Here is a 21,463-nt window from a genome sequence, read left to right as displayed (position 1 = left end):
AGGCGGCGCTCGACCGTCAGCCATGGCCGTCGGGAAAAGGGATGCGTATCCTAGCAGCCTGCCGTGCGGAAGACCTCCCCGTCGGCGAAAAACGCGCGGCCGTCCCCAGGACACCACGCTTCGTTTCCCACCGCGTCCCAAGGCCTGCTCTCGCGATGCCCGCCTACCGCCTCCTGCACGCCACCCTGATCGGTCTGCTCTGCCTGCTTCCCACTGTCGCCCTCGCCGACGCCGGCCGGCAGAACACCCAGGAATTCACCCTCGACAACGGCCTGAAGCTGGTGGTCCGCGAAGATCACCGGGCGCCGGTCGCCGTGGTGCAACTCTGGTATCGCGTGGGCTCGAGCCTCGAGGCGCCGGGCGCGACCGGTCTTTCCCACGCCCTGGAACACCTGATGTTCAAAGGCAGCCGCAAGCTCGGTGCCGGTGAGGCCTCGCACCTGCTGCGCGACCTGGGCGCCGAGGAAAACGCCTTCACCACCGACGACTACACCGTCTATTACCAGTTGCTGGCGCGCGATCGCTTGCCGATCGCCCTGGAGCTGGAAGCCGATCGCATGCAGTACCTGCGCCTGGCGCCGGACGAGGTCACTCGCGAGCTGGAAGTCATCAAGGAAGAACGCCGGCTGCGCACCGACGACCGCCCGGAGGCGCTGTCCTTCGAAAGATTCAAGGCGGCGGCCTATCCGGCCAGCGGCTATCGCAACCCCACCATCGGTTGGCCCCAGGATCTGCAGCGCCTCGGCGTGGACGACCTGCGCCGCTGGTACCAGACCTGGTACGCGCCCAACAACGCCACCCTGGTGGTGGTGGGCGATGTCGAGCCCCAGGCGATCCGTGCCGAGGTGCAACGCTGGTTCGGCGCCATCCCGCGCAGCGACCTGCCCGCGCCCCGGCGGCCGCTGGAACTGCCGGCACCGGGTGAGCGTCGCCTGGCCCTGCAGGCCCGCGAGGTGCCCAGTCTGCTGATGGGGTTCAACGTGCCGAGCCTGGCCACCGCTGCCCAGCCACGCGACGCCTATGCCCTGCAGTTGCTGGCCGCTCTACTCAGCGGCGGCTCGGGCGCGCGCCTGCCCAGTCGTCTCGAACGCGGCCAGGAAGTGGCCAGCAGCGTACGCGCGGCTTATGGCGCCTACACCCGCGGTGATAGCCTCTTCCTGCTCAGCGGCACCCCCAACACCCAACGTGGCAAGACCCTCGAACAGCTGGAAGCGACCTTCTGGGAACAGTTGGACCTGCTCAAGCGCGAAGCACCCAGCACGGAAGAGCTCGCCCGGGTCCGCGCCCTGCTGGTGGCCGGTCTGGTCTATGGCCGCGACTCCATCACCGCCCAGGCCAGCAGCATCGGCCAGCTGGAAAGCGTCGGCCTCGGTTGGCGCCAGGGTGATCTCCTGCTCGACGAACTGAACCAGGTCACCCCCGACGACCTCCGTCGCGTAGCCCGCACCTATTTCACCCGCGAGCGGCTGACCCTCGCCCAGTTGCGCCCCGCCGCCGCGGAGACCCAACGATGAAACGCCTGCTCTGCCTCTCGCTATGCCTGCTGGCCGGTTGCCAGACTCCTTCACCGGTCGGCGACCTGGCCCGCGCCTATCCCACCGTGGACAGCCTGAAGACGCTCAAGGCCGCCCCTCCCCTGGGCCGCCAGCTGGACATCCAGCGCTGGCGCACCGCCGAGGGCGCCCAGGTCCTCTTCGTGCCGGCGCCGGAATTGCCGATGTTCGACGTGCGCCTGATCTTCGCGGCCGGCAGCAGCCAGGACGGCGCCACCCCGGGCCTGGCCATGCTGACCAACGGCCTGCTCAACGAAGGCACGCCGGGACGCGATGCCGGTGCCATCGCCGACGGCTTCGAGCGCCTGGGCGCCGACTTCAGCAACGGCGCCTATCGTGACCAGGCGGTGGTGGGTCTGCGTACCCTGGCCGATCCGGCCCATAGCGAACCGGCCTTGGCCCTGCTCGCCGAGGTCATCGGCCGGCCGACCTTCCCTGCCGAGGCCATCGCGCGCATCCGCAACCAGTCGCTGATCCTGATCGCCGCCAGTCGCCGCGAACCGGCCAGCCTGGCGAGCGAAGCCCTGCAGGAACGGCTCTACGGCAACCATCCCTATGCCCACTCGCCCCGCGGTACCGCAGCGGGCCTGGCGCCCCTCGACGGGGCCGCCCTGCGGGCCTTCCATGCCCGAGCCTATGCCGCCGGCAACGCGGTGATCGCCATCACCGGCGACCTTGATCGCGCCCGCGCCGAGCGTATCGCCGCCCAGCTGTCCCGGGCCCTGCCCCCAGGCCCCGCGCTGCCGCCATTACCCGCTCCGCGCCCCGTCGCGCCGACCGTAGTGCACCTGGAGATTCCTGCCCAGCAAACGCGCCTGCTGCTCGGTCAACTCGGCATCACCCGCCACGATCCGGACTACGCGGCACTGTTCGTCGGCAACCAGATCCTCGGGGGTGGCGGCTTCGGCAGTCGCCTGATGACAGAACTGCGCGAACGCCGCGGGCTCACCTATGGCGTCAATTCGGGCTTCACCCCCATGCGCCAGCCAGGCCCCTTCACCCTGAGCTTGCAGACCCGCGCCGAACTGGGCGACGCCACCCTCGCCCTAGTCCGCGAGCTGCTGCGCGACTACCTCGCCCAGGGGCCCACCCAGGCCGAGCTGGACCGCGCCAAGCGCCAGATCGAAGGCAGTTTCCCGCTGGCCAACGCCAGTAATGGAGCCATCGTCGCCCAATTGGGCAACATCGGTTTCTACGACCTGCCCAGCAGCTACCTCGACGACTTCCTCCAGCAGATCCGCGCCCTCACCGTCGAGCAGGTGCGTGCTGCCCTGCAGCGGCACCTGGACCCGGCGCAGTTCGTCGTGGTCACCGCCGGCCCCACCGTCGCCCAGCAGCCGCTGCCACCACCGCGTCCCCTCACCTCACTGCCGCCCAGCGGCGTCCCGGAGCACTGACATGGCCCAGAAGACCGCCAACCAACTGCGCATCATCGGTGGCGACTGGCGCAGCCGGCGCTTCGTCTTTCCCGATGCCCTGGGCCTGAGGCCCACGCCGGATCGGGTCCGCGAGACGCTGTTCAACTGGCTCGCCGCCGTGACCCCGGGCGCTCGGGTGCTCGACCCCTTCGCCGGCAGTGGTGCCTTGCTGCTGGAAGCCTTGTCCCGTGGCGCCAGCCAGGCGCTGGCCTTCGACCTCAATGCCCAGGCGGCCAATGCCCTGCGCGGCCACCTGCAGACCCTTGGCTGTACCCAGGCCGAGGTGCGCCAGACCGACGCCCTGCAGGCCCTGACCAAACCGGCGGAGACGCCCTTCGACCTGGCCTTCCTCGATCCGCCCTTCGGCAAGGATCTGCTGGAACCGGCTTGCCAGGCTTTGGAAGCCAATGGCTGGCTGGCCGCGGATGCCTGGGTGTATACGGAGAGCGAAACCCAACCCTCGCGCCTGAGCCTGCCCACCACCTGGCAGTTGCACCGCGAGAAGAAGACCGGGAACGTCCACTACGCCCTCTGGCATCGCCAGGCGTGACCGGCGCGCCCTTCCGACCGGCGCGCTGGCTGCCCGGTCCGCACCTGCAGACCCTCTGGGGTTCGCTGTGGCGCCGCCTGCCGCCCATCACCCGGCCGCGGGAACGGCTGTGGCTGGAGGATGGCGACTTCCTCGATCTCGACTGGTACCACGCCGACGACACTCGGGCGCCCCTGGTGCTGATCGCCCACGGCCTCACCGGCAGCTCCGGCTCCCACTATGTCCTCGGCCTGCAATTCGCCCTCGCCGCCCGCGGCTGGGCCAGCGTCGGCCTCAACTGGCGCGGCTGCTCCGGCGAGCCCAATCGCCTGCCGCGGGGCTACCACTCGGGTGTCAGCGAAGACCTGGCCGCCGTGGTCCGCCATCTACAGACCAGTCGTCCGGAGGCTCCACTGTTCGGCGTGGGCTTTTCCCTCGGCGGCAACGTGCTGCTCAAGTACCTGGGCGAGCGCGGCGCGGACAGCGGCCTGCGCGCCGCCGCGGCGGTCTCGGTGCCCTTTCGCCTGGATCTCTGCGCCGATCGCATCGGCATCGGCTTCTCGCGGATCTACCAGCGGCATTTCATCCGCGAACTGGCCCGCTACGTGCGCGACAAGCAGGCGCTGTTCGATCGCGAACGCCATCCCGAGCAGCACGAGATCCTCGCCCGCCTGGGCCCACCCGAGGGGCTGAAGACCTTCTGGGATTTCGATGATAGATACACCGCGCCGCTGCACGGCTTTCGCGACGCCCGGGACTACTATCGCCAGGCTTCCAGTCGCTACTATCTAGGCGGCATCCGCATCCCCACCCTGTTGATCCAGGCCGAGGACGACCCCTTCATCGGCACCGACGCCCTGCCAGCGCGCGCCGAACTGGCGCCTGACACCCTGTTCGAGCGCCTGCCCCATGGCGGCCACGTGGGCTTCGTCGGCGGTTCCTTCCGCGCGCCGGACTACTATCTGGAAAGGCGCATCCCCGACTGGCTGGTCAGCCAGTCGGCAGTGCCATCCGGCCGATAAACGCCCACGGCGCCGCGATCCCGCGCCTGCTCGCCTTGGCCCCATTCCGCCCCTGAGCTACCATCCAAGCCCCAACAGCTTCACCCCCAAGGACAGCGTCATGAACCGAGTGCTATACCCCGGCACCTTCGACCCCATCACCAAGGGCCATGGCGATCTGGTGGAGCGCGCCTCGCGGCTGTTCGACGAAGTCGTGGTAGCGGTGGCGGCCAGCCCCAAGAAGAATCCGCTGTTTCCCCTGGAGCGACGCGTGGAGCTGGCCAAGGCGGTCACGGCGCACCTGCCCAACGTCGAGGTGATCGGCTTCAGCTGCCTGCTGGCCACCCTGGTGGAGCAACAGAAAGCGACCATCATCCTGCGCGGCCTGCGCGCGGTGTCGGACTTCGAATTCGAATTCCAGCTGGCCAACATGAACCGCGTCCTGGCGCCCCAGGCCGAGAGCATGTTCCTCACCCCATCGGAACATTACTCCTACCTTTCCTCCACCCTGGTGCGGGAGATCGCGGCACTCGGTGGCGACGTGACCAAGTTCGTCCATCCCACCGTGCACCAGGCATTGCTGGAGCGTTTTCCGCCGGCAGGCTGATTAACCCCAAGGACTGTCGGGTGCAGCCGGCGCGCGGATGGGGCAAAATGCGCGCCTGACTTTTGGATCGCCGCGCAGCCGTGTGGCGAGGAGCCGACGATGTCCCTCATCATTACCGACGATTGCATCAACTGCGACGTGTGCGAGCCCGAGTGCCCGAACGGCGCCATCTCTCAGGGCGCGGAGATCTACGTGATCGATCCGAACCTGTGCACCGAGTGCGTGGGCCACTACGACGAACCCCAGTGCCAGCAGGTCTGCCCGGTGGACTGCATCCCCCTCGACGAGAACCACGTCGAGACCAAGGAGCAGTTGCATGAAAAGTACCTGAAGATCAGCGGCCAGGCCTGACGCCCGGCCCTGAGAGCCTGTTCATAATCTAGCGAGCTAGAGCCATTTTCAACGCAGTTTGGCCGACGCGCAGCAGATTTTGAACAGGCTCTGACCCCGTTATTCCTCGTTAGTACGGCCGTAACCGCTCTGGGTGCATCCCAGGCAGCGGACGAAGGCCGCCTTGCCCGGCTCGACCACCAGCGCCTTGCCGGCCTTGCCGACATTGCCACCCGCAGCGGTGAACGGCAGGCTGATCACGAAGGCGCCGGCCCCGATCACGGTGGCGGCGATCAGCAACGGCCGCGCGATCAGCAGATCGCCGATCATCGAGAAGGCCTCGGGCGCCCGGGCTTCACCGAAGGCCTGGTCCGCGGTCTGGTACTCGGTGATTTCACCCTGAGCCTGCTGAGCCTGCACCGGCAAGGCCTGGAAGGTCAGGGCCAGGGCCAGCACGGCAGCCAGGCTACGGAACGGATTCATACGGCTGATCCCTTGCGCGAAAAGATTGGTGGTTCCTGAACTATAACAGGCCGCCCGCACTTGTCATGCGGGCGGGCCCCAGACGTCATTCGGCGCGGACGACCGGCTGCGACGCCCGGCGATAGGCATAGACCATGAGGGCGATACCGCCCAGCACCATGGGTACGCAGAGCACCTGGCCCATGGTCAGCCAGCCCCAGGCCAGATAGCCGAGCTGGGCATCCGGCACCCGGACGAATTCGACGACGAAGCGGAAGATGCCGTAGCAGAGCACGAACAGCCCGGACACGGCCATGGTCGGCCGCGGCTTGCGCGAGTAGAGCCAGAGGATGACGAACAGCGCCACGCCTTCCAGGGCGAACTGATAGAGCTGCGAGGGATGGCGCGGCAACTGCGCCGGGTCGCTATAGGGCGGGAAGATCATCGCCCAGGGCACGTCGGTGGGCTTGCCCCAGAGTTCGGCGTTGATGAAGTTGCCGATGCGCCCAGCGCCGAGGCCGATGGGCACCAGCGGGGCGATGAAGTCCATCAGCTCGAAGAAGCCCTTGTTGTGACGCTTGCCGAACCACCAGACCGCCAGGATCACCCCGAGCAGGCCACCATGGAAGGACATGCCGCCCTTCCAGACCTCGAAGATCAGTGTCGGATTGGCGATGTATTCCGCCAGGTTGTAGAACAGCACGTAACCCAGGCGTCCGCCGGCGATGACCCCCAGCGCCACCCAGAACACCAGGTCAGACAGGGTTTCGCTGGTCCAGCGCGGGTCGAAACGATTCAGCCGGCGCTTGGCCAGCCACCAGGCGCCGCCGATGCCCACCAGGTACATGAGGCCGTACCAGTGGATCTTCAGCGGGCCCAGTGACAGGGCCACCGGGTCTATTTGCGGATACGGCAGCATGGTGCCTCCTTGATGGGAATCAGAGTAAGAAATTGAGCCCGACGCCGAACAGCAGCAGGGCGAACAGCCGTTTGAGCAGCCGCGGCGACAGGCGATGAGCCAGCCGGGCACCGAAGCGGGCGAAGAACATGCTGGTCAGGGCGATACCCAGCAACGCCGGCAGATAGACATAGCCCAGGCTCCAGGCGGGCAGACCCGGCTCCTGCCAGCCGACGAGGATGAACGAGAGCGCCCCGGACAGGGCGATGGGCAGGCCACAAGCCGCCGAGGTGGCCACCGCCTGCTGCATCGACAGGCTGCGCCAGACCAGGAAGGGTACGGTGAGCGAGCCGCCGCCGATGCCGAAGATGGCCGATGCCCAGCCGATCACCACGCCCGCCACTGTCAGCGCCGGCTTGCCCGGTTCGCTGGCCTGGGCCTTGGGTCGCAGGTCCAGGGCCAACTGGATGGCGATCAGGATGGCGAAGGTGCCGATGATCTTCTGCAGCAGCGGGCCGTGGATGGCGGCCGCCGTGACGGCGCCCAGGGCGCTGCCGCCGACGATGCCCAGCGCCATCCAGGCGAACAGGCGCCAGCGTACCGCGCCCAGGCGGTGGTGGGCCCAGACCGAGTTGAGCGAGGTGAAGACGATGGTGGCCAGTGAGGTGCCCACCGCCAGGTGGGTGAGGATGTCTGGATCGAGGCCCTTGGCGGTGAAGCTGTAGACCAGCACCGGCACGATGATGAGGCCGCCACCGACCCCGAACAGTCCGGCCAGCACCCCGGCGCAGGCGCCGAGCACCAGGAAAAGCAAGAGATCCATCATCACCTCGGGCGCAAGAAGCGGCATGGTACGCCGCTACTTGCCGGGCGGGAAGCCAAGGCCCCGCCCGGCACGCTCAGCTCTGGACGCTGGCCGCCGGGTTGATCACCCGACCCAGGCCGAGGTTGCGCAGGGCCAGGTGCAGGGCGCTGTGGATCACCTGGGGGTTATCGATCTGGCGCATCTGCTGTACCAGCTCCTGGGCCTTTTCCAGGGTGACCTGGCGCAGCAGCCACTTCACCTTGGGCAGGTTGGTGGCGTTCATCGACAGGGTGTCGAAGCCCATGCCCATGAGCAGCACCGCCGCCGCCGGATCGCCGGCCATCTCGCCGCAGATGCTCACCGGTACGCCTTCGGCATGGGCACCGTCCACTACCTGCTGCAGCGCCTGCAGCACCGCCGGATGGAAGTAGTCGTAGAGATCGGCCACCCGCGGATTGTTGCGATCCACCGCCAGCAGGTACTGGGTCAGGTCGTTGGACCCCACGGAGATGAAGTCGACCTGGCGCGCCAGGTCGCGAGCCTGGTACACCGCCGAGGGCACCTCGACCATGACGCCCACCGGTGGCATGGGAATGTCGACGCCTTCGTCACGCACCTCGCACCAGGCACGATGCAGTAGATGCTGGGATTCCTCCACCTCGTGCACACCGGAAATCATCGGCAGCATGATGCGCAGGTTGTTCAGCCCCTCGCTGGCCTTGAGCATGGCGCGGGTCTGCACCAGGAAGATTTCCGGATGGTCCAGGGTGACGCGGATGCCGCGCCAGCCGAGGAAGGGGTTGTCTTCCTTGATCGGGAAATAGGACAGCGCCTTGTCGCCGCCGACGTCCAGCGTTCTCATGGTCACCGGTGCCGGGTGGAAGGCCGCCAGCTGCTCGCGATAAATGGAAAGCTGTTCCTTCTCGCTGGGGAAGCGCTCGTTGACCATGAAGGGGACTTCGGTGCGGTACAGCCCCACCCCTTCGGCGCCCCTTTGCTGGGCACGCGCCACGTCGGCCATGAGGCCGGTGTTGACCCACAGCGGCATGCGGTGGCCGTCGAGGGTCTCGCAGGGCAGGCTGCGCAGGGCATCCAGGCCCTGGGTCAGCTGGCGCTCCTCTTCCACCACGTCGCCGTATTGCTTGATCAGCGTCGGCGAGGGGTTGGTGAAGATCTCGCCGTGGTAGCCATCGACGATGAGGTCGATGCCATCCACCTTGGAGTACGGCAGGTCCACCGCGCCCATCACCGTGGGAATACCCATGGCGCGCGCCAGGATGGCGACGTGGGAGTTGCCCGAGCCGAGTACCGAGATCAGGCCGACCAGGCGGCCTTCGGGCACCTCGCCGAGCATGGCCGGCGAGAGCTCCTCGCTGACCAGGATGGTATTTTCCGGATAGATCAGGCAGGCCTGGTGGGCCTGTTGTAGATAGGCCAGCAGCCGGCGGCCGAGGTCACGCACGTCGGCGGCGCGCTCACGCAGATAGGCGTCGTCCATCAGCTCGAAACGCTGGACGTGCTCCATCACCACCTGGCGCAGGGCGCCCTGGGCCCACTGGCCGCTCTTGATGATGGTGGTCACCTCGTTACCGAGGGCAGCGTCGTCGAGCATCATCAGATAGACGTCGAACAGCGCCCGCTCTTCCTTGCGCAACTGGGTCGACAGCCGCTTGGACAGCGCCTTCATGTCCGCCCTCACGCCCTCGAGGGCGGAGCGGAACAGCTGCAGCTCGGCGTCGATGTCGGTGACGGTCTTGTCGGGCACAACTTCCAGATCGGCCGGCGGCAAGACCACCACGGCCTTGCCGACGCCAACGCCGGGCGAACCGGGAATGCCGACGAAACGGGCTTCCTGGATGCCCTTGCCCTGCCGATCCAGGCCACGGATGGTCCCGGTGGCCTCGGCGTGGGCTATCACCCCGGCGAGCTGGGCGCTCATGGTGACCAGGAAGGCTTCCTCGCCCTCGTCGAACTGACGACGTTCCTTCTGCTGCACCACCAGCACGCCCATGACGCGCCGGTGGTGGATGATGGGGGCACCGAGGAAAGACGCATAGCGCTCCTCACCGGTCTCGGCGAAATAGCGGAAGCGGGGATGGCTGGCGGCGTCTTCGAGATTGAGCGGCTCTTCGCGGGTGCCGACCAGGCCCACCAGGCCCTCGTTGGGGGCCATGCTGACCCGGCCGATGGACTTCTTGTTCAGGCCTTCGGTGGCCATGAGCACGAAACGATTGGTGTCCGGGTCCAGCAGATAGACGGAGCAGACCTGGGACTGCATGGCCGCGCGGACGCGCTGTACGATGATGGACAATGCCGACCCCAGATCCTTGGCGGCATTGACCTCCTGGACGATCTTGCGCAGAACTGCAAGCATCTAGCGCCTCCGCAGTCGACGCCCGGCGAGCCCGCCGGCGTGCATCACGTGTCGTTCATCCTGCATGACCACAGCTTCTCCTCACCTCTTTCGCACCGGCCAAGCCGGTAATCAGGCCAGCAAGCGGGGTGCCAACTCCTTGAGCGCCCGCCGATAGACCTCTCGCTTGAAGGTCACCACCTGGCCCAAGGGGTACCAGTAGCTCACCCAGCGCCAGCCATCGAATTCCGGCTTGCCCGTCACGTCCATCCGCACGCGCTGCTCTTCCGCCGTCAGCCGCAGCAGGAACCACTTCTGCTTCTGGCCGATGCACAGCGGCCGGCTGTGCGTGCGCACCATGCGCTGCGGCAGACGATAGCGCAGCCAGCCCCGGGTACAGGCCAGGATACGGACGTCGTCGGGGCTCAGCCCTACCTCTTCGTTCAGCTCCCGGTACAGCGCCTCTTCGGGCGTCTCCCGATCATCGATCCCACCCTGGGGAAACTGCCAGGCATCCTGGTTGATCCGGCGGGCCCACAGTACTTGGCCGGCATCGTTGGCGAGAATGATGCCGACATTGGGGCGAAAACCATCAGCGTCGATCACGGCTGCCACCCTTGAAAAATGTCGTTGCCCGCATTGTTCCACAAAGCTCGACAGCCCAGCAATGCAAGCTCCGGACCGACTGGAACGTGGCCGACCGGCGCAGTCTTCCGGCGACTGGCACGACCGGCAAGGGTCAGCAGTATGGTAGCTGCTCGCTGAACGTCGGCTTAAGGCCTGGCGATCGGTCGGCGCTAGCGGAAATGGCGCTGGATGGCCATGTAGACGGCCAGCGCCAGGCCGATCCAACCGACCAGCCAGAAGTAGTCGAGATAGCCCAGCACCTGGCTCTGGCGGGTGACCAGACTGGAGATCTGGGCCAGGGCGCTGTCCGTCCCAGTCGCCTGCCGATAGCGCTCGCCATAGGCCTGGTAGGTCTGGGCATAGGGCGTGACCGCAGCGCTGAGCACCGTGGCATGGAAGGCATCGCGCCACTGCAGAAAGACGTTGGACAGCACGATGCCCAGGGGCATGACCAGTTGCTGGGTCATGTTCTTGATCTGGTAGGCCTGGCTGAAATAGGCCGGCTCGACGCGCATGAAGGTGTACATGATGATCACCGCGAAGGTGCCGATCAGGTAGGTGCCGTGCATCATCAAGCCCGGAACCAACTGCTGATAGAGAGGCACGTCGGCGTGCTGGCGCACCATCCAGAAACCATAGCCGGCCAGCAGCAGATAGCCGCCCACCAGGTACTTGCGAAAGCCGCCCCAGGGAAAGCGCTCGCGCAGCCGCACCGAGGTGATCATCAACAGCGGCGCCAGGCCGCACAGCCAGCCGAGCGCCATGACCCCACCCGCGGTATAAACCGGCGCCTGCAGGGCATTGACCACGTACTGGGGGATGATGAAGTTGTAGGCGCCGAGCAGGAAGTAGTTGAGCATCATGAACAGCATGCCGGCGAGGAAGCCCGGCGTGATGGCGTGCTTGAAGTCCAGGGTCGGCCGCGCCAGGCCCCGCTCGTAATAGATGTAGAGCCCGAGGATGACCACCCCAGCCAGCAACTCCAGGGCCAGCCGCGGCCCATCGCTGAAGAAGTCGAAGGCCAGCCGCTGGGTGGTGATGGTGAGCAACAGACTGCCACCGGCCAACAGCACCATGGACAGCAGCGAGGGCGCGCCGGAGTTCTCCAGCGGATGGGAGCGCCGGGGCAGCGACAGCCAGACGCACAATGCCACCAGCAGGCAGGCCAGCGCCGGCACCATGAAGATGGCGCGCCACTGGTGACCTTCCAGCAACTCCGCGGTGGTGAAGGAGGCCAGCGCACCACCCAAGGGCACGCCCGAGGCGAAGGCGCGGATGCCGGTCGGCAATTGGGGCCCGGAGAAGTACATCTGCACCAGCACCCGCGCCCCGGCGAAGAAGGTGGCGGCGCCGGCGCCCATCAGCACGCGACCGGCGATGAAGGTCGGCAGATCGGTGGCGACCAGGCAGAACACCTGGCCGACCAGGTGGATGCCGACCGCGGCGAAGATCAGGTTGCGATAGCCCAGGCGCTGGGCGAACCACTGGTGCGGCGCGCTGGTAAGGATGACCGCGGCGCTGTAGCAGGCGGTGGCCAGGGTGTAGCTGCGCTGGTCGATGCCCAGGCCGCCATAGACGTAGCGATTGGCCAGGGCGATGGACAGATTGTCGAGGAAGTACACGAGCACCATGAGGGTGATGCTCAGCAGCAGCAGACCTCGGTGATGGGGGCGGTCGGTGTCGTCGGCGTACATGAAGACCCAGGCTGGCACGAAAAGGGGCCAGCCGTGGACCTTGAGCCTGCGACGGGGTTCAGAGGTCGGGGCGTCGCAGTCCTCTGCAGGTGACGCGGATCGCGCTGAGCATCAGCCCGGCAGCAACGCCCGGACGTCGGCGAGCAACTCGTCCGGTACCTCCAGCCAGCCGCGGGCGGTATTACGTTCCCGCGCCTGGTAGCGCCGCTGCGACGGCAGCCGGGCACCCTGGGCCTCGATACCGGCGAACAGCGCTTCAGCGCGCTGTTGATAGTCGGCCACCGCAGCGCCGAGAAAACGCTGGGGGTCGAAGGCCAGGATGAGTTCGCCATGATAGGGCAGCCCGCCGGCGCCGGCGTCGAAGTCGGAAGACTCGGGGCTGGTGAGATCACCGATCAGCGGGCCGGCCAGCAACTCGATCATCGCAGCCAGGGCGGACCCCTTGTGGCCACCGAAGGTGAGCATGGCGCCCTCCTCCAGCACGGTGCGGGCATCGCTGCTGGACGCGCCGTCGGCATCCACGCCCCAACCCTCCGGCAGAGCCTTGCCGGCACGGCGATGCAGCTCGATCTCACCACGGGCAACGGCGCTGGTGGCGAAGTCGAAGACGAAGGGATTCCCTTCGGGCCGCGGCCAGCCGAAGGCGATGGGATTGGTGCCGAACAGGGGGCGACGACCACCCGCCGGAGCGACATAGGCCTGGGTCGGATTGCAGGCCAGGGCGACCAGGCCACGGGCGGTGAGGGCTTCCATTTCCACCCAGAGCGCCGAGAAGTGTACGCAGCGGTTGATCGCCAGGGCCGCCAGGCCGCAGGCGCGGGCCTTGGCCTCCAGCAAGGACAAGCCGGCCTCGAAGGCCAGCGGTGAGAAACCACCACCGGCATCGACGCGGACGATGGCCGGGGCCAGGTCCTCTACCGTCGGCTCGGCATCGGGCACCACCTTGCCGGCCTTGAGCGTCTTGACGATGCCCAGCAGCCGATAGATGCCATGGGAGGCGCAGTCGTCGCGCTGGCCGGCCACCATCATGGCGGCGATGGCCGCGCCCTGCGCCGGGCTGAAGCCATGGGCCTGGAGCACGTCCTCGGCCAGTTGCTGCAAGTCTTCCGGGGTCATCTGGGCCATGGCGGCGCTCCATCGGGAAAACCCCGACTATGCCGCAACCGGCAGCGACTCGCTCGCTCGAACTGGGATCGGCGGTGCCGATCCCGGCACAGTCAACCCTGGTGGTAACGCCCGGACAACTCGTGCACCGCCTCGATGAAGGCGCCGGCATGGGTCGGGTCCACCTCGGGGGTGATGCCGTGGCCGAGGTTGAAGACGTGGCCGCTGCCCTGGCCATAGCTTTCCAGGATGCGCCCTACCTCGGCCCGAATGGCCGCCGGCTTGGCGTAGAGCACGCTGGGGTCCATGTTGCCCTGCAGGGCGACCTTGCTGCCAACGCGGCGGCGCGCTTCGCCGAGGTCGCAGGTCCAGTCCAGGCCCAGGGCCTCGGCGCCGCTGTCCGCCAGACTTTCCAGCCAGAGACCGCCGTTCTTGGTGAAGAGGATCACCGGCACCCGGCGTCCTTCATGTTCGCGGATCAGCCCGGCGACGATCTTGCGCATATAGGCCAGGGAAAATTCCTGGTAGGCCGCCGCCGACAGGTTGCCGCCCCAGGTATCGAAGATCTGCACCGCCTGGGCGCCGGCGCGAATCTGGCCGTTGAGGTAGGCGGTGACCGCCTGGGCCAGCTTGTCCAGCAACAGGTGCAGGGCTTCGGGGGTGTCGTAGAGCATGGCCTTGGCCTTGCGGAAATCCTTGCTGGAGCCGCCTTCGATCATGTAGGTCGCCAGGGTCCAGGGGCTGCCGGAAAAGCCGATCAAGGGTACCCGGCCATCCAGGGCGGCGCGGATGGTGCGCACCGCGTCCATCACGTAGCCCAGATCCTTTTCGGCATCGGGAATCGGCAGCGCCTCGATGTCCGCCGGAGTATCGATCACCTTACGAAAGCGCGGGCCCTCGCCGGTCTCGAAGTACAGGCCCTGACCCATGGCATCGGGGATGGTGAGGATGTCGGAGAAGAGGATGGCCGCATCCAGCGGATAGCGTTCCAGCGGCTGCAGGGTCACCTCGCAGGCGAACTGCGGGTTCTTGCACAGACTCATGAAGTCCCCGGCGCGGGCCCGGCTGGCGCGGTACTCGGGCAGGTAACGCCCGGCCTGGCGCATCATCCACACCGGGGTGACATCCACCGGCTGCTTGAGCAGGGCACGCAGGAAACGGTCGTTCTTCAGGGCGGTCATGGCGACATCCGGCAGCAAAAGTGCCGGCATTGTCGCAAAGCGGCTGGCAAAAGGCACGGCGCCGGGGCGTGCCTTTTGTCTATCGCGGTGATCGGTTCACCAGCTCTTGTAGGGCAGGAACTTGCCGTTGAGGACGATCTGCACCCGGTCGCCCTTGGGATCGGCCACCCGCGAGATGTCCATGCTGAAGTCGATGGCGCTCATGATGCCGTCGCCAAATTCTTCGTGGATCAGGGTTTTGATGGTATCGCCGTAGACGTTGATCATCTCGTAGAAGCGATAGATCAGCGGATCGGTCGGCACGGCCTTGTCCCAATGCTTATGCGGAAAGGCTTGCAGGGCCAGGGATACCTCGGCCGGCAACTCCAGGACCTGGCACAGGCGCTCCGCTACCTCGGGCGCCATGCTGTTCATGCCCAGGCAGGCTGAAGTAGTCCAGACCGGCGACATTTCCAGGCTGGCGGCGATCGCGGCCCAGCTCAGGCCCAGGCGCTGCTTGGCAGCGAGAATGGCAGCGGTCATTTCAGGCTTGTTCATGGCAGTACCTCGGAAGAGAGAACCGGGATCTTTGCAGACCCTGTGCCAGGGCGCGGCGAGCGCTCTGGCACGGCCTCCCCAACACCCTCCCCCGCCTCTCGCTGCACCAGAACGCAGCCCCGCCCCCGAATAGCGCCCAAGAAAAAGCCGATCGGCCCGGCACCGCTCAACTCTTGTCCACCCATGGCGACTTAGCCGCCTAGGTGGTCGAGGATTCCCGCGGCGGCGTTGCGGCCATGCCATTGCGCCTTAGCGATCGCTCCTACAGAGGCATCACTTCCCGTAGGAGCGGTCGCTACGGCGCACCGGCATGGCCGCGATAATCTTTCAGCCACAAAAAAGCCGACCGGCTCGGCACCGGTCGGCTGCTGTACAGCCGTCGGACGTTAGACGCCCAGGTAGTCGAGGATGCCCTCGGCGGCGTTGCGGCCTTCGAAGATAGCAGTCACCACCAGGTCGGACCCACGCACCATGTCGCCACCGGCGAAGATCTTCGGGTTGCTGGTCTGGTGCTTGAACTCGCTCAGGCCAGGCGCGACGACGCGACCCTGGCTGTCGAGGTCGATGCCGAATTGGTCGAACCAGGGCGCCGGACTCGGGCGGAAACCGAAGGCGATGACGACTGCATCGGCCGGCAGGATTTCCTCGGAACCGGGGATCGGCTCGGGGCTGCGGCGGCCGCGGGCATCGGGCTCACCCAGGCGGGTCTCCACCACCTTGACGCCTTCTACCTTGTCTTCGCCGATGATGGCAATGGGCTGGCGGTTGAACAGGAACTTCACCCCCTCTTCCTTGGCGTTCTTCACTTCCTTGCGCGAGCCCGGCATATTGGCGGCGTCGCGGCGGTAGGCGCAGGTCACGCTCTTGGCGCCCTGGCGGATGGAGGTGCGGTTGCAGTCCATGGCGGTGTCACCGCCACCCAGTACCACCACGCGCTTGCCCTTCATGTCCACGAAGTCGGCCGCATCCTTTTCGAAGCCCAGGTTGCGATTGACGTTGGCCACCAGGAAATCCAGGGCATCGTGCACGCCGGGCAGGTCTTCACCCGGGAAGCCACCCTTCATGTAGGTGTAGGTGCCCATGCCGAGGAAGACCGCATCGAACTCCTCGAGCAGCTGGTCCATGGTCACGTCCTTGCCCACCTCGGTGTTGAGGCGGAATTCCACGCCCATCCCGCCGAAGACCTCACGACGACGACTGAGTACGGTCTTTTCCAGCTTGAACTCTGGAATACCGAAGGTCAGCAGGCCGCCGATCTCGGGGTGCTTGTCGAACACCACCGGCGTCACGCCATTGCGCACCAGGATGTCGGCACAGCCCAGGCCGGCCGGACCGGCACCGATGACGGCGACGCGCTTGCCGGTGGGCTTGACCTTGGACATGTCCGGGCGCCAGCCCATGGCGAAGGCGGTATCGGTGATGTATTTCTCCACCGAGCCGATGGTCACCGCGCCGAAGCCGTCGTTGAGGGTGCAGGCCCCCTCGCAGAGACGATCCTGCGGGCAGACCCGGCCACAGACCTCGGGCAGGGTATTGGTCTGGTGCGACAGTTCAGCCGCGGCCAGGATGTTGCCCTCGGACACCAGCTTGAGCCAGTTGGGAATGAAGTTGTGCACCGGGCACTTCCATTCGCAATAGGGGTTGCCGCAGCCCAGGCAGCGGTGCGCCTGCTCGGCGGCCTGCTGCGGCTTGAAGGGATCGTGGATCTCGACGAATTCCTTCTTGCGCTGACGCAGCAGCTTCTTCTTCGGATCCTTGCGACCGACCTCGATGAACTGGAAGTCGTTGTTCAGACGTTCAGCCATTTCCAAACCTCTTGAAGCGACGCCCCTTCAACTGGGCGTCACGAGCTAGCACGGTGAAACCGGCGCCCTGCGGAGCCGGCATCGAAGTCGTTATTCCGGACGGGCGCGGGTGCTGACCAGCAGCGAGGCCAGGCTCGCGGCCTTGGGCTTCACCAGCCAGAACTTGCGCAGGTAGTCGTCCAGGTTCTCATGGAGATGGCTGCCCCAGGCACTGCCGGTCTCGCGCACGTACTCGGCCAGCACCCCTTCCAGGTGGCTACGATAGGCTTCCATGGCCTCGCTGTTGATGCGCTGGATTTCCACCAATTCGTGGTTGACCCGGTCGTAGAAGCCGTTGTCCAGGTCCAGCACATAGGCGAAGCCGCCGGTCATGCCCGAGCCGAAGTTGTAGCCGGTCTTGCCCAGGACGCAGACGAAGCCGCCGGTCATGTATTCGCAGCAATGGTCACCGGTACCTTCCACCACGGTATGGGCGCCGGAGTTACGCACTCCGAAACGCTCACCGGCGGTGCCGGCGGCGAACAGTTTGCCACCGGTGGCGCCGTAGAGGCAGGTGTTGCCGATGATGGCCGACTCCTGGCTCTTGAAACCCGCGCCCTGGGGCGGGGTGATGACCAGCTTGCCGCCGGTCATGCCCTTGCCCACGTAGTCGTTGGCATCGCCTTCCAGATACAGATGCAGGCCACCGGCGTTCCACACGCCAAAGCTTTGGCCGGCGGTGCCCTTGAAGCGGAAGGTCACTGGCGCCTTGACCATGCCCTGGTTGCCATGGCGCCGGGCGATTTCGCCGGAGACGCGGGCACCGATGGAGCGGTCGCAGTTGCCGATGCTCAGGCTGAATTCGCCGCCCTCGAGCTTTTCGATGCCCGGCAGTGCCAGGCGCACCATTTCCTCGGCCAGCAGCCCCTGGTCGAACGGCGGGTTCTTCTCCACCTGGCAGAACTGCGGCTTCTCCGCCGGAATATGGTCGCTACCCAGCAGCGGGGTGAGATCCAGGTGCTGCTGCTTGGCGGTCTCGCCCGGCAGGATCTCCAGCAGGTCGGTACGGCCGATCAGCTCGCCCAGGCTGCGCACACCCAGCTTGGCCAGCCACTCGCGGGTTTCCTCGGCGATGAAGGTGAAGAAATTCATCACCATCTCCACCGTGCCGATGAAGTGTTCCTTGCGCAGCCGGTCGTTCTGGGTGGCGACGCCGGTGGCGCAGTTGTTCAGGTGGCAGATGCGCAGGTACTTGCAGCCCAGGGCGATCATCGGCGCGGTGCCGAAGCCGAAGCTCTCGGCGCCGAGGATGGCCGCCTTGATCACGTCCAGGCCGGTCTTCAGGCCACCGTCGGTCTGCACCCGCACCTTGCCGCGCAGGTCGTTGCCTCTCAGGGTCTGGTGCGCCTCGGCCAGGCCCAGTTCCCAGGGCGAGCCGGCGTACTTGATGGAAGTGACCGGCGAAGCGCCGGTACCGCCGTCGTAGCCGGAGATGGTGATGAGGTCGGCATAGGCCTTGGCCACACCCGCGGCTACGGTGCCCACGCCCGGCTCGGAGACCAGCTTGACCGACACCAGCGCCTTGGGGTTGACCTGCTTGAGGTCGAAGATCAGTTGGGCCAGGTCTTCGATGGAATAGATGTCGTGGTGCGGCGGCGGCGAGATCAGGGTCACGCCGGGCACCGCATAGCGCAGCTTGGCGATCAGGCCGTTGACCTTGCCACCGGGCAGCTGGCCGCCCTCGCCGGGCTTGGCGCCCTGGGCCACCTTGATCTGCAGCACCTCGGCGTTGACCAGGTACTCGGGGGTGACGCCGAAGCGGCCGGTGGCCACCTGCTTGATCTTGGAGCTCTTGATGGTGCCGTAGCGCGCCGGGTCCTCGCCACCCTCACCGGAATTGGAGCGACCGCCCAGACGGTTCATGGCCTCGGCCAGGGCCTCGTGGGCCTCCGGCGACAGGGCACCCAGGGAGATACCGGCGGCATCGAAGCGGGTGAAGATGTTGGCCAGCGGCTCGACCTCTTCCAGGGCCAGGGGCTGGTCGCTGGTCTTGACCTTGAGCAGGTCGCGGATCATGGCCACCGGGCGCTGGTCCACCAGCGCGGTGTATTCGCGGAACTTGGCGTAGTCGCCCTGTTGCACGGCGGCCTGCAGCAGATTGACCACGTCCGGGTTGTAAGCGTGGTACTCGCCGCCATAGACGAACTTGAGCAGGCCACCCGGCTGGATCGGCTTGCGGTTGTTCCAGGCTTCACCGGCCAGCAGCTTCTGCTCGGCTTCCAGGTCGACGAAGCGCGCACCCTTGATGCGGCTGGTGACACCGGGGAAGCAGAGGTCGGTGACCTCGTCCGCCAGGCCCACGGCTTCGAACAGCTGGGCGCCGCGATAGGAGGCGACGGTGGAGATGCCCATCTTGGAGATCACCTTGAGCAGGCCCTTGGTGATGCCCTTGCGGTAGTACTTGAATACCTCGTAGAGATCGCCCAGCACCTCGCCGGTGCGGATCAGGTCGCCCAGCACCTCGTAGGCCAGGAACGGATAGACCGCGGTGGCACCGAAGCCCAGCAGCACGGCGAAGTGGTGCGGATCACGGGCGGTGGCGGTCTCCACCAGGATGTTGCTGCTGGTGCGCAGGCCCAGGTTGACCAGGTGGTGATGCACGGCGCCGGTGGCCAGCACCGCGTGCACCGGCAGCTTGCCCGGCTCGATGTGACGGTCGGTCAGCACCAGCAGCACCTTGCCGGCGCGCACGGCCTCCTCGGCCTGCTCGACGATGTTGCGTAGCGCCGCCTCGAGGCCCATGGACTCGGGGTAGTTGAGGTCGATCTTGACATGCTCGAAGCCGGGCTTGGGCATGTTGAGGATCGTCCGCCACTTGGCCGGCGAGATCACCGGGCTGCTCAGGATGGCGCGATCGGCGTGTTCGGCGGTTTCCTCGAAGACGTTGCGCTCGGCACCCAGGCAGGTCTCCAGGGACATGACGATGGACTCGCGCAGCGGGTCGATCGGCGGGTTGGTGACCTGGGCGAATTGCTGGCGGAAGTAGTCGTAGGGGGAGCGGATACGGCGCGACAGCACCGCCATGGGGGTGTCGTCACCCATGGAGCCCACGGCTTCCTGGCCCTGCTCGCCCAGCGGGCGCAAGACTTGGTCACGCTCTTCGAAGGTAACCTGGAACATCTTCATGTACTGGCGCAGCTGATCCTGGTCGTAGAAGGCCGAACCGTGATCGTTGTCGTCCAGGGTCGCCTGGATACGCATGGCGTTCTTGCGCAGCCACTGCTTGTAGGGATGACGTGCCTTGAGGCGGCTGTCGATATCGTCGGTCTGCAGCACCTCGCCGGTCTCGGTGTCCACGGCGAGGATCTGACCCGGACCGACCCGGCCCTTGGCGATGACGTCATCGGGCTGGTAGTTCCAGACGCCGACTTCCGAGGCCAGGGTGATGTAGCCGTTCTTGGTGGTCACCCAGCGCGCCGGGCGCAGGCCGTTGCGGTCGAGCAGGCAGACGGCGTAGCGGCCTTCGGTCAGCACCACGCCGGCCGGACCGTCCCAGGGCTCCATGTGCATGGAGTTGAATTCGTAGAAGGCGCGCAGATCGGCGTCCATGGTCTCGACGTTCTGCCAGGCCGGCGGAATGATCATGCGCACGGCGCGGAACAGATCCATGCCGCCGGTCACCAGCAGCTCCAGCATGTTGTCCATGCTGGAGGAGTCGGAACCGACGCGGTTCACCAGCGGACCGAGCTGGTCAAGGTCCGGGATCAGCTCGTTGACGAACTTGGTCCGCCGCGCCTGCGCCCAGTTGCGGTTGCCGGTGATGGTGTTGATCTCGCCGTTGTGGGCGAGATAGCGGAAGGGCTGCGCCAGCGGCCACTTCGGCAGGGTATTGGTGGAGAAGCGCTGGTGGAACACGCAGATGGCGGTGGCCAGGCGCGGATCGCCGAGGTCCGGATAGAAGGCAGCCAGATCCGCCGGCATCATCAGGCCTTTATAGACGATCACCTTGGACGACAGGCTGCAGATGTAGTGCTCGGCGTCCTCGGCGTTGCGCACCGAGGAGCGGCGGCGGGCGGAGAACAGCTTGACCCCGAACTGCTGGTCGTCGAGACCGGGACCGGCGACGAACACCTGCTCGATGCGCGGCAGGCGGGCCAGGGCCAGCTCACCCAGCACGGAGGTATCGATGGGTACCTGGCGCCAGCCGACCAGGGTCAGGCCAGCGGCCTCGATCTCCAGGTTCATGTTGGCACGGGCCTGCTCGGCACGGGCCTCGTCCTGGTTGAAGAACACCACGCCGGCGGCGTATTGCTCGGGCAATTCGGCGCCGAACTGCTCCTGGGCGATGGCGCGCAGGAAGGCGTCCGGCTTCTGCATGAGCAGACCGCAACCGTCGCCGGTCTTGCCATCGGCGTTGATACCGCCACGGTGGGTCATGCAGGTCAGGGCTTCGATGGCCGTTTCCAGCAGGTCATGGCTGGGCTCGCCCTGCATATGGGCGATCAGGCCGAAGCCGCAGTTGTCCTTGAAGCTATCGGGATTGAACAGGCCTGCTTTCATAGCGCTCTCACCGGCAATCA

The 21,463-nt window shown here is 66.5% G+C and carries 17 protein-coding genes; 6 read left to right on the top strand and 11 right to left on the bottom strand.

The window, feature by feature from the left end; translation table 11 throughout:
• Positions 1-155 precede the first annotated feature (155 nt).
• From QZ471_RS21055 to QZ471_RS21030, 6 genes are all read left to right on the top strand, one after another.
• Positions 156-1,514, top strand: coding sequence for a pitrilysin family protein (locus QZ471_RS21055; RefSeq protein ID WP_295467496.1), 1,359 nt, complete (start codon positions 156-158; stop codon positions 1,512-1,514).
• Positions 1,511-2,950: a pitrilysin family protein gene (locus tag QZ471_RS21050; RefSeq protein WP_295467494.1), complete on the top strand. Its 1,440-nt coding sequence runs from the start codon at positions 1,511-1,513 to the stop codon at positions 2,948-2,950. Before QZ471_RS21055 ends, QZ471_RS21050 begins: the two co-directional genes overlap by 4 nt.
• A 1-nt stretch (position 2,951) precedes the next feature.
• On the top strand, positions 2,952-3,521 hold the full coding sequence (gene rsmD, locus QZ471_RS21045) for a 16S rRNA (guanine(966)-N(2))-methyltransferase RsmD (RefSeq protein WP_295467492.1): 570 nt from the start codon (positions 2,952-2,954) through the stop codon (positions 3,519-3,521).
• Positions 3,518-4,522 (top strand): hydrolase, encoded by a 1,005-nt coding sequence (locus tag QZ471_RS21040; RefSeq protein WP_295467490.1) that lies wholly within the window; start codon positions 3,518-3,520, stop codon positions 4,520-4,522. Before rsmD ends, QZ471_RS21040 begins: the two co-directional genes overlap by 4 nt.
• A gap of 100 nt (positions 4,523-4,622) precedes the next feature.
• Positions 4,623-5,108: a pantetheine-phosphate adenylyltransferase gene (gene coaD / locus QZ471_RS21035; RefSeq protein WP_295467488.1), complete on the top strand. Its 486-nt coding sequence runs from the start codon at positions 4,623-4,625 to the stop codon at positions 5,106-5,108.
• Positions 5,109-5,207: 99 nt separating this feature from the next.
• On the top strand, positions 5,208-5,459 hold the full coding sequence (locus QZ471_RS21030; protein ID WP_058762937.1) for a YfhL family 4Fe-4S dicluster ferredoxin: 252 nt from the start codon (positions 5,208-5,210) through the stop codon (positions 5,457-5,459).
• Between the two features lie 99 nt (positions 5,460-5,558).
• Here QZ471_RS21030 and QZ471_RS21025 read toward each other — a convergent pair whose 3' ends face one another.
• The 11 genes from QZ471_RS21025 to gltB form a co-directional block, all read right to left on the bottom strand.
• On the bottom strand, positions 5,559-5,921 hold the full coding sequence (locus tag QZ471_RS21025; protein ID WP_059230915.1) for a hypothetical protein: 363 nt from the start codon (positions 5,919-5,921) through the stop codon (positions 5,559-5,561).
• A gap of 85 nt (positions 5,922-6,006) precedes the next feature.
• Positions 6,007-6,819, bottom strand: coding sequence for a prolipoprotein diacylglyceryl transferase (lgt, locus tag QZ471_RS21020; RefSeq protein ID WP_295467485.1), 813 nt, complete (start codon positions 6,817-6,819; stop codon positions 6,007-6,009).
• Positions 6,820-6,838: 19 nt separating this feature from the next.
• On the bottom strand, positions 6,839-7,621 hold the full coding sequence (locus QZ471_RS21015; RefSeq protein ID WP_295468295.1) for a sulfite exporter TauE/SafE family protein: 783 nt from the start codon (positions 7,619-7,621) through the stop codon (positions 6,839-6,841).
• A gap of 76 nt (positions 7,622-7,697) precedes the next feature.
• Positions 7,698-9,977, bottom strand: coding sequence for a phosphoenolpyruvate--protein phosphotransferase (ptsP, locus tag QZ471_RS21010; RefSeq protein WP_295467483.1), 2,280 nt, complete (start codon positions 9,975-9,977; stop codon positions 7,698-7,700).
• Positions 9,978-10,088: 111 nt separating this feature from the next.
• Complete coding sequence (locus QZ471_RS21005; protein ID WP_007161635.1) at positions 10,089-10,562, bottom strand: RNA pyrophosphohydrolase; 474 nt, start codon at positions 10,560-10,562, stop codon at positions 10,089-10,091.
• Positions 10,563-10,753: 191 nt separating this feature from the next.
• A complete protein-coding gene (locus QZ471_RS21000; protein WP_295467479.1) occupies positions 10,754-12,295 on the bottom strand; it encodes an MFS transporter in 1,542 nt (513 codons plus the stop codon).
• A 93-nt stretch (positions 12,296-12,388) separates the two neighbouring features.
• Complete coding sequence (locus QZ471_RS20995; RefSeq protein ID WP_295467477.1) at positions 12,389-13,402, bottom strand: Ldh family oxidoreductase; 1,014 nt, start codon at positions 13,400-13,402, stop codon at positions 12,389-12,391.
• 92 nt (positions 13,403-13,494) lie between these two features.
• Complete coding sequence (gene hemE / locus QZ471_RS20990; RefSeq protein ID WP_295467475.1) at positions 13,495-14,562, bottom strand: uroporphyrinogen decarboxylase; 1,068 nt, start codon at positions 14,560-14,562, stop codon at positions 13,495-13,497.
• A gap of 96 nt (positions 14,563-14,658) precedes the next feature.
• Positions 14,659-15,099 carry a cyanase gene (cynS, locus tag QZ471_RS20985; RefSeq protein ID WP_058762929.1) on the bottom strand — a complete coding sequence of 147 codons (441 nt, stop codon included), beginning with the start codon at positions 15,097-15,099 and terminating at the stop codon, positions 14,659-14,661.
• 386 nt (positions 15,100-15,485) lie between these two features.
• Positions 15,486-16,904 (bottom strand): FAD-dependent oxidoreductase, encoded by a 1,419-nt coding sequence (locus QZ471_RS20980; RefSeq protein ID WP_295467471.1) that lies wholly within the window; start codon positions 16,902-16,904, stop codon positions 15,486-15,488.
• 90 nt (positions 16,905-16,994) lie between these two features.
• Positions 16,995-21,443, bottom strand: a complete 4,449-nt coding sequence (gltB, locus tag QZ471_RS20975) for a glutamate synthase large subunit (RefSeq protein ID WP_295467469.1) — start codon at positions 21,441-21,443, stop codon at positions 16,995-16,997.
• Positions 21,444-21,463: the final 20 nt, after the last annotated feature.

The organism is uncultured Pseudomonas sp. (assembly GCF_913774235.1).
Lineage (GTDB): Bacteria > Pseudomonadota > Gammaproteobacteria > Pseudomonadales > Pseudomonadaceae > Chryseomonas.
Note: the sequence above shows the minus strand (reverse complement) of the source record. Positions and strands in the feature narration are given on the sequence as shown.

Bases quoted from the DNA above. Each gene is read 5' to 3' on its own strand.
- QZ471_RS21055 (WP_295467496.1), top strand. From the start codon at position 156: ATGCCCGCCTACCGCCTCCTGCACGCCACCCTGATCGGTCTGCTCTGC.
- QZ471_RS21050 (WP_295467494.1), top strand. From the start codon at position 1,511: ATGAAACGCCTGCTCTGCCTCTCGCTATGCCTGCTGGCCGGTTGCCAG.
- rsmD (WP_295467492.1), top strand. From the start codon at position 2,952: ATGGCCCAGAAGACCGCCAACCAACTGCGCATCATCGGTGGCGACTGG.
- coaD (WP_295467488.1), top strand. From the start codon at position 4,623: ATGAACCGAGTGCTATACCCCGGCACCTTCGACCCCATCACCAAGGGC.
- QZ471_RS21030 (WP_058762937.1), top strand. From the start codon at position 5,208: ATGTCCCTCATCATTACCGACGATTGCATCAACTGCGACGTGTGCGAG.
- QZ471_RS21025 (WP_059230915.1), bottom strand. From the start codon at position 5,921: ATGAATCCGTTCCGTAGCCTGGCTGCCGTGCTGGCCCTGGCCCTGACC.
- lgt (WP_295467485.1), bottom strand. From the start codon at position 6,819: ATGCTGCCGTATCCGCAAATAGACCCGGTGGCCCTGTCACTGGGCCCG.
- QZ471_RS21015 (WP_295468295.1), bottom strand. From the start codon at position 7,621: ATGGATCTCTTGCTTTTCCTGGTGCTCGGCGCCTGCGCCGGGGTGCTG.
- ptsP (WP_295467483.1), bottom strand. From the start codon at position 9,977: ATGCTTGCAGTTCTGCGCAAGATCGTCCAGGAGGTCAATGCCGCCAAG.
- QZ471_RS20995 (WP_295467477.1), bottom strand. From the start codon at position 13,402: ATGGCCCAGATGACCCCGGAAGACTTGCAGCAACTGGCCGAGGACGTG.
- hemE (WP_295467475.1), bottom strand. From the start codon at position 14,562: ATGACCGCCCTGAAGAACGACCGTTTCCTGCGTGCCCTGCTCAAGCAG.
- cynS (WP_058762929.1), bottom strand. From the start codon at position 15,099: ATGAACAAGCCTGAAATGACCGCTGCCATTCTCGCTGCCAAGCAGCGC.
- QZ471_RS20980 (WP_295467471.1), bottom strand. From the start codon at position 16,904: ATGGCTGAACGTCTGAACAACGACTTCCAGTTCATCGAGGTCGGTCGC.
- gltB (WP_295467469.1), bottom strand. From the start codon at position 21,443: ATGAAAGCAGGCCTGTTCAATCCCGATAGCTTCAAGGACAACTGCGGC.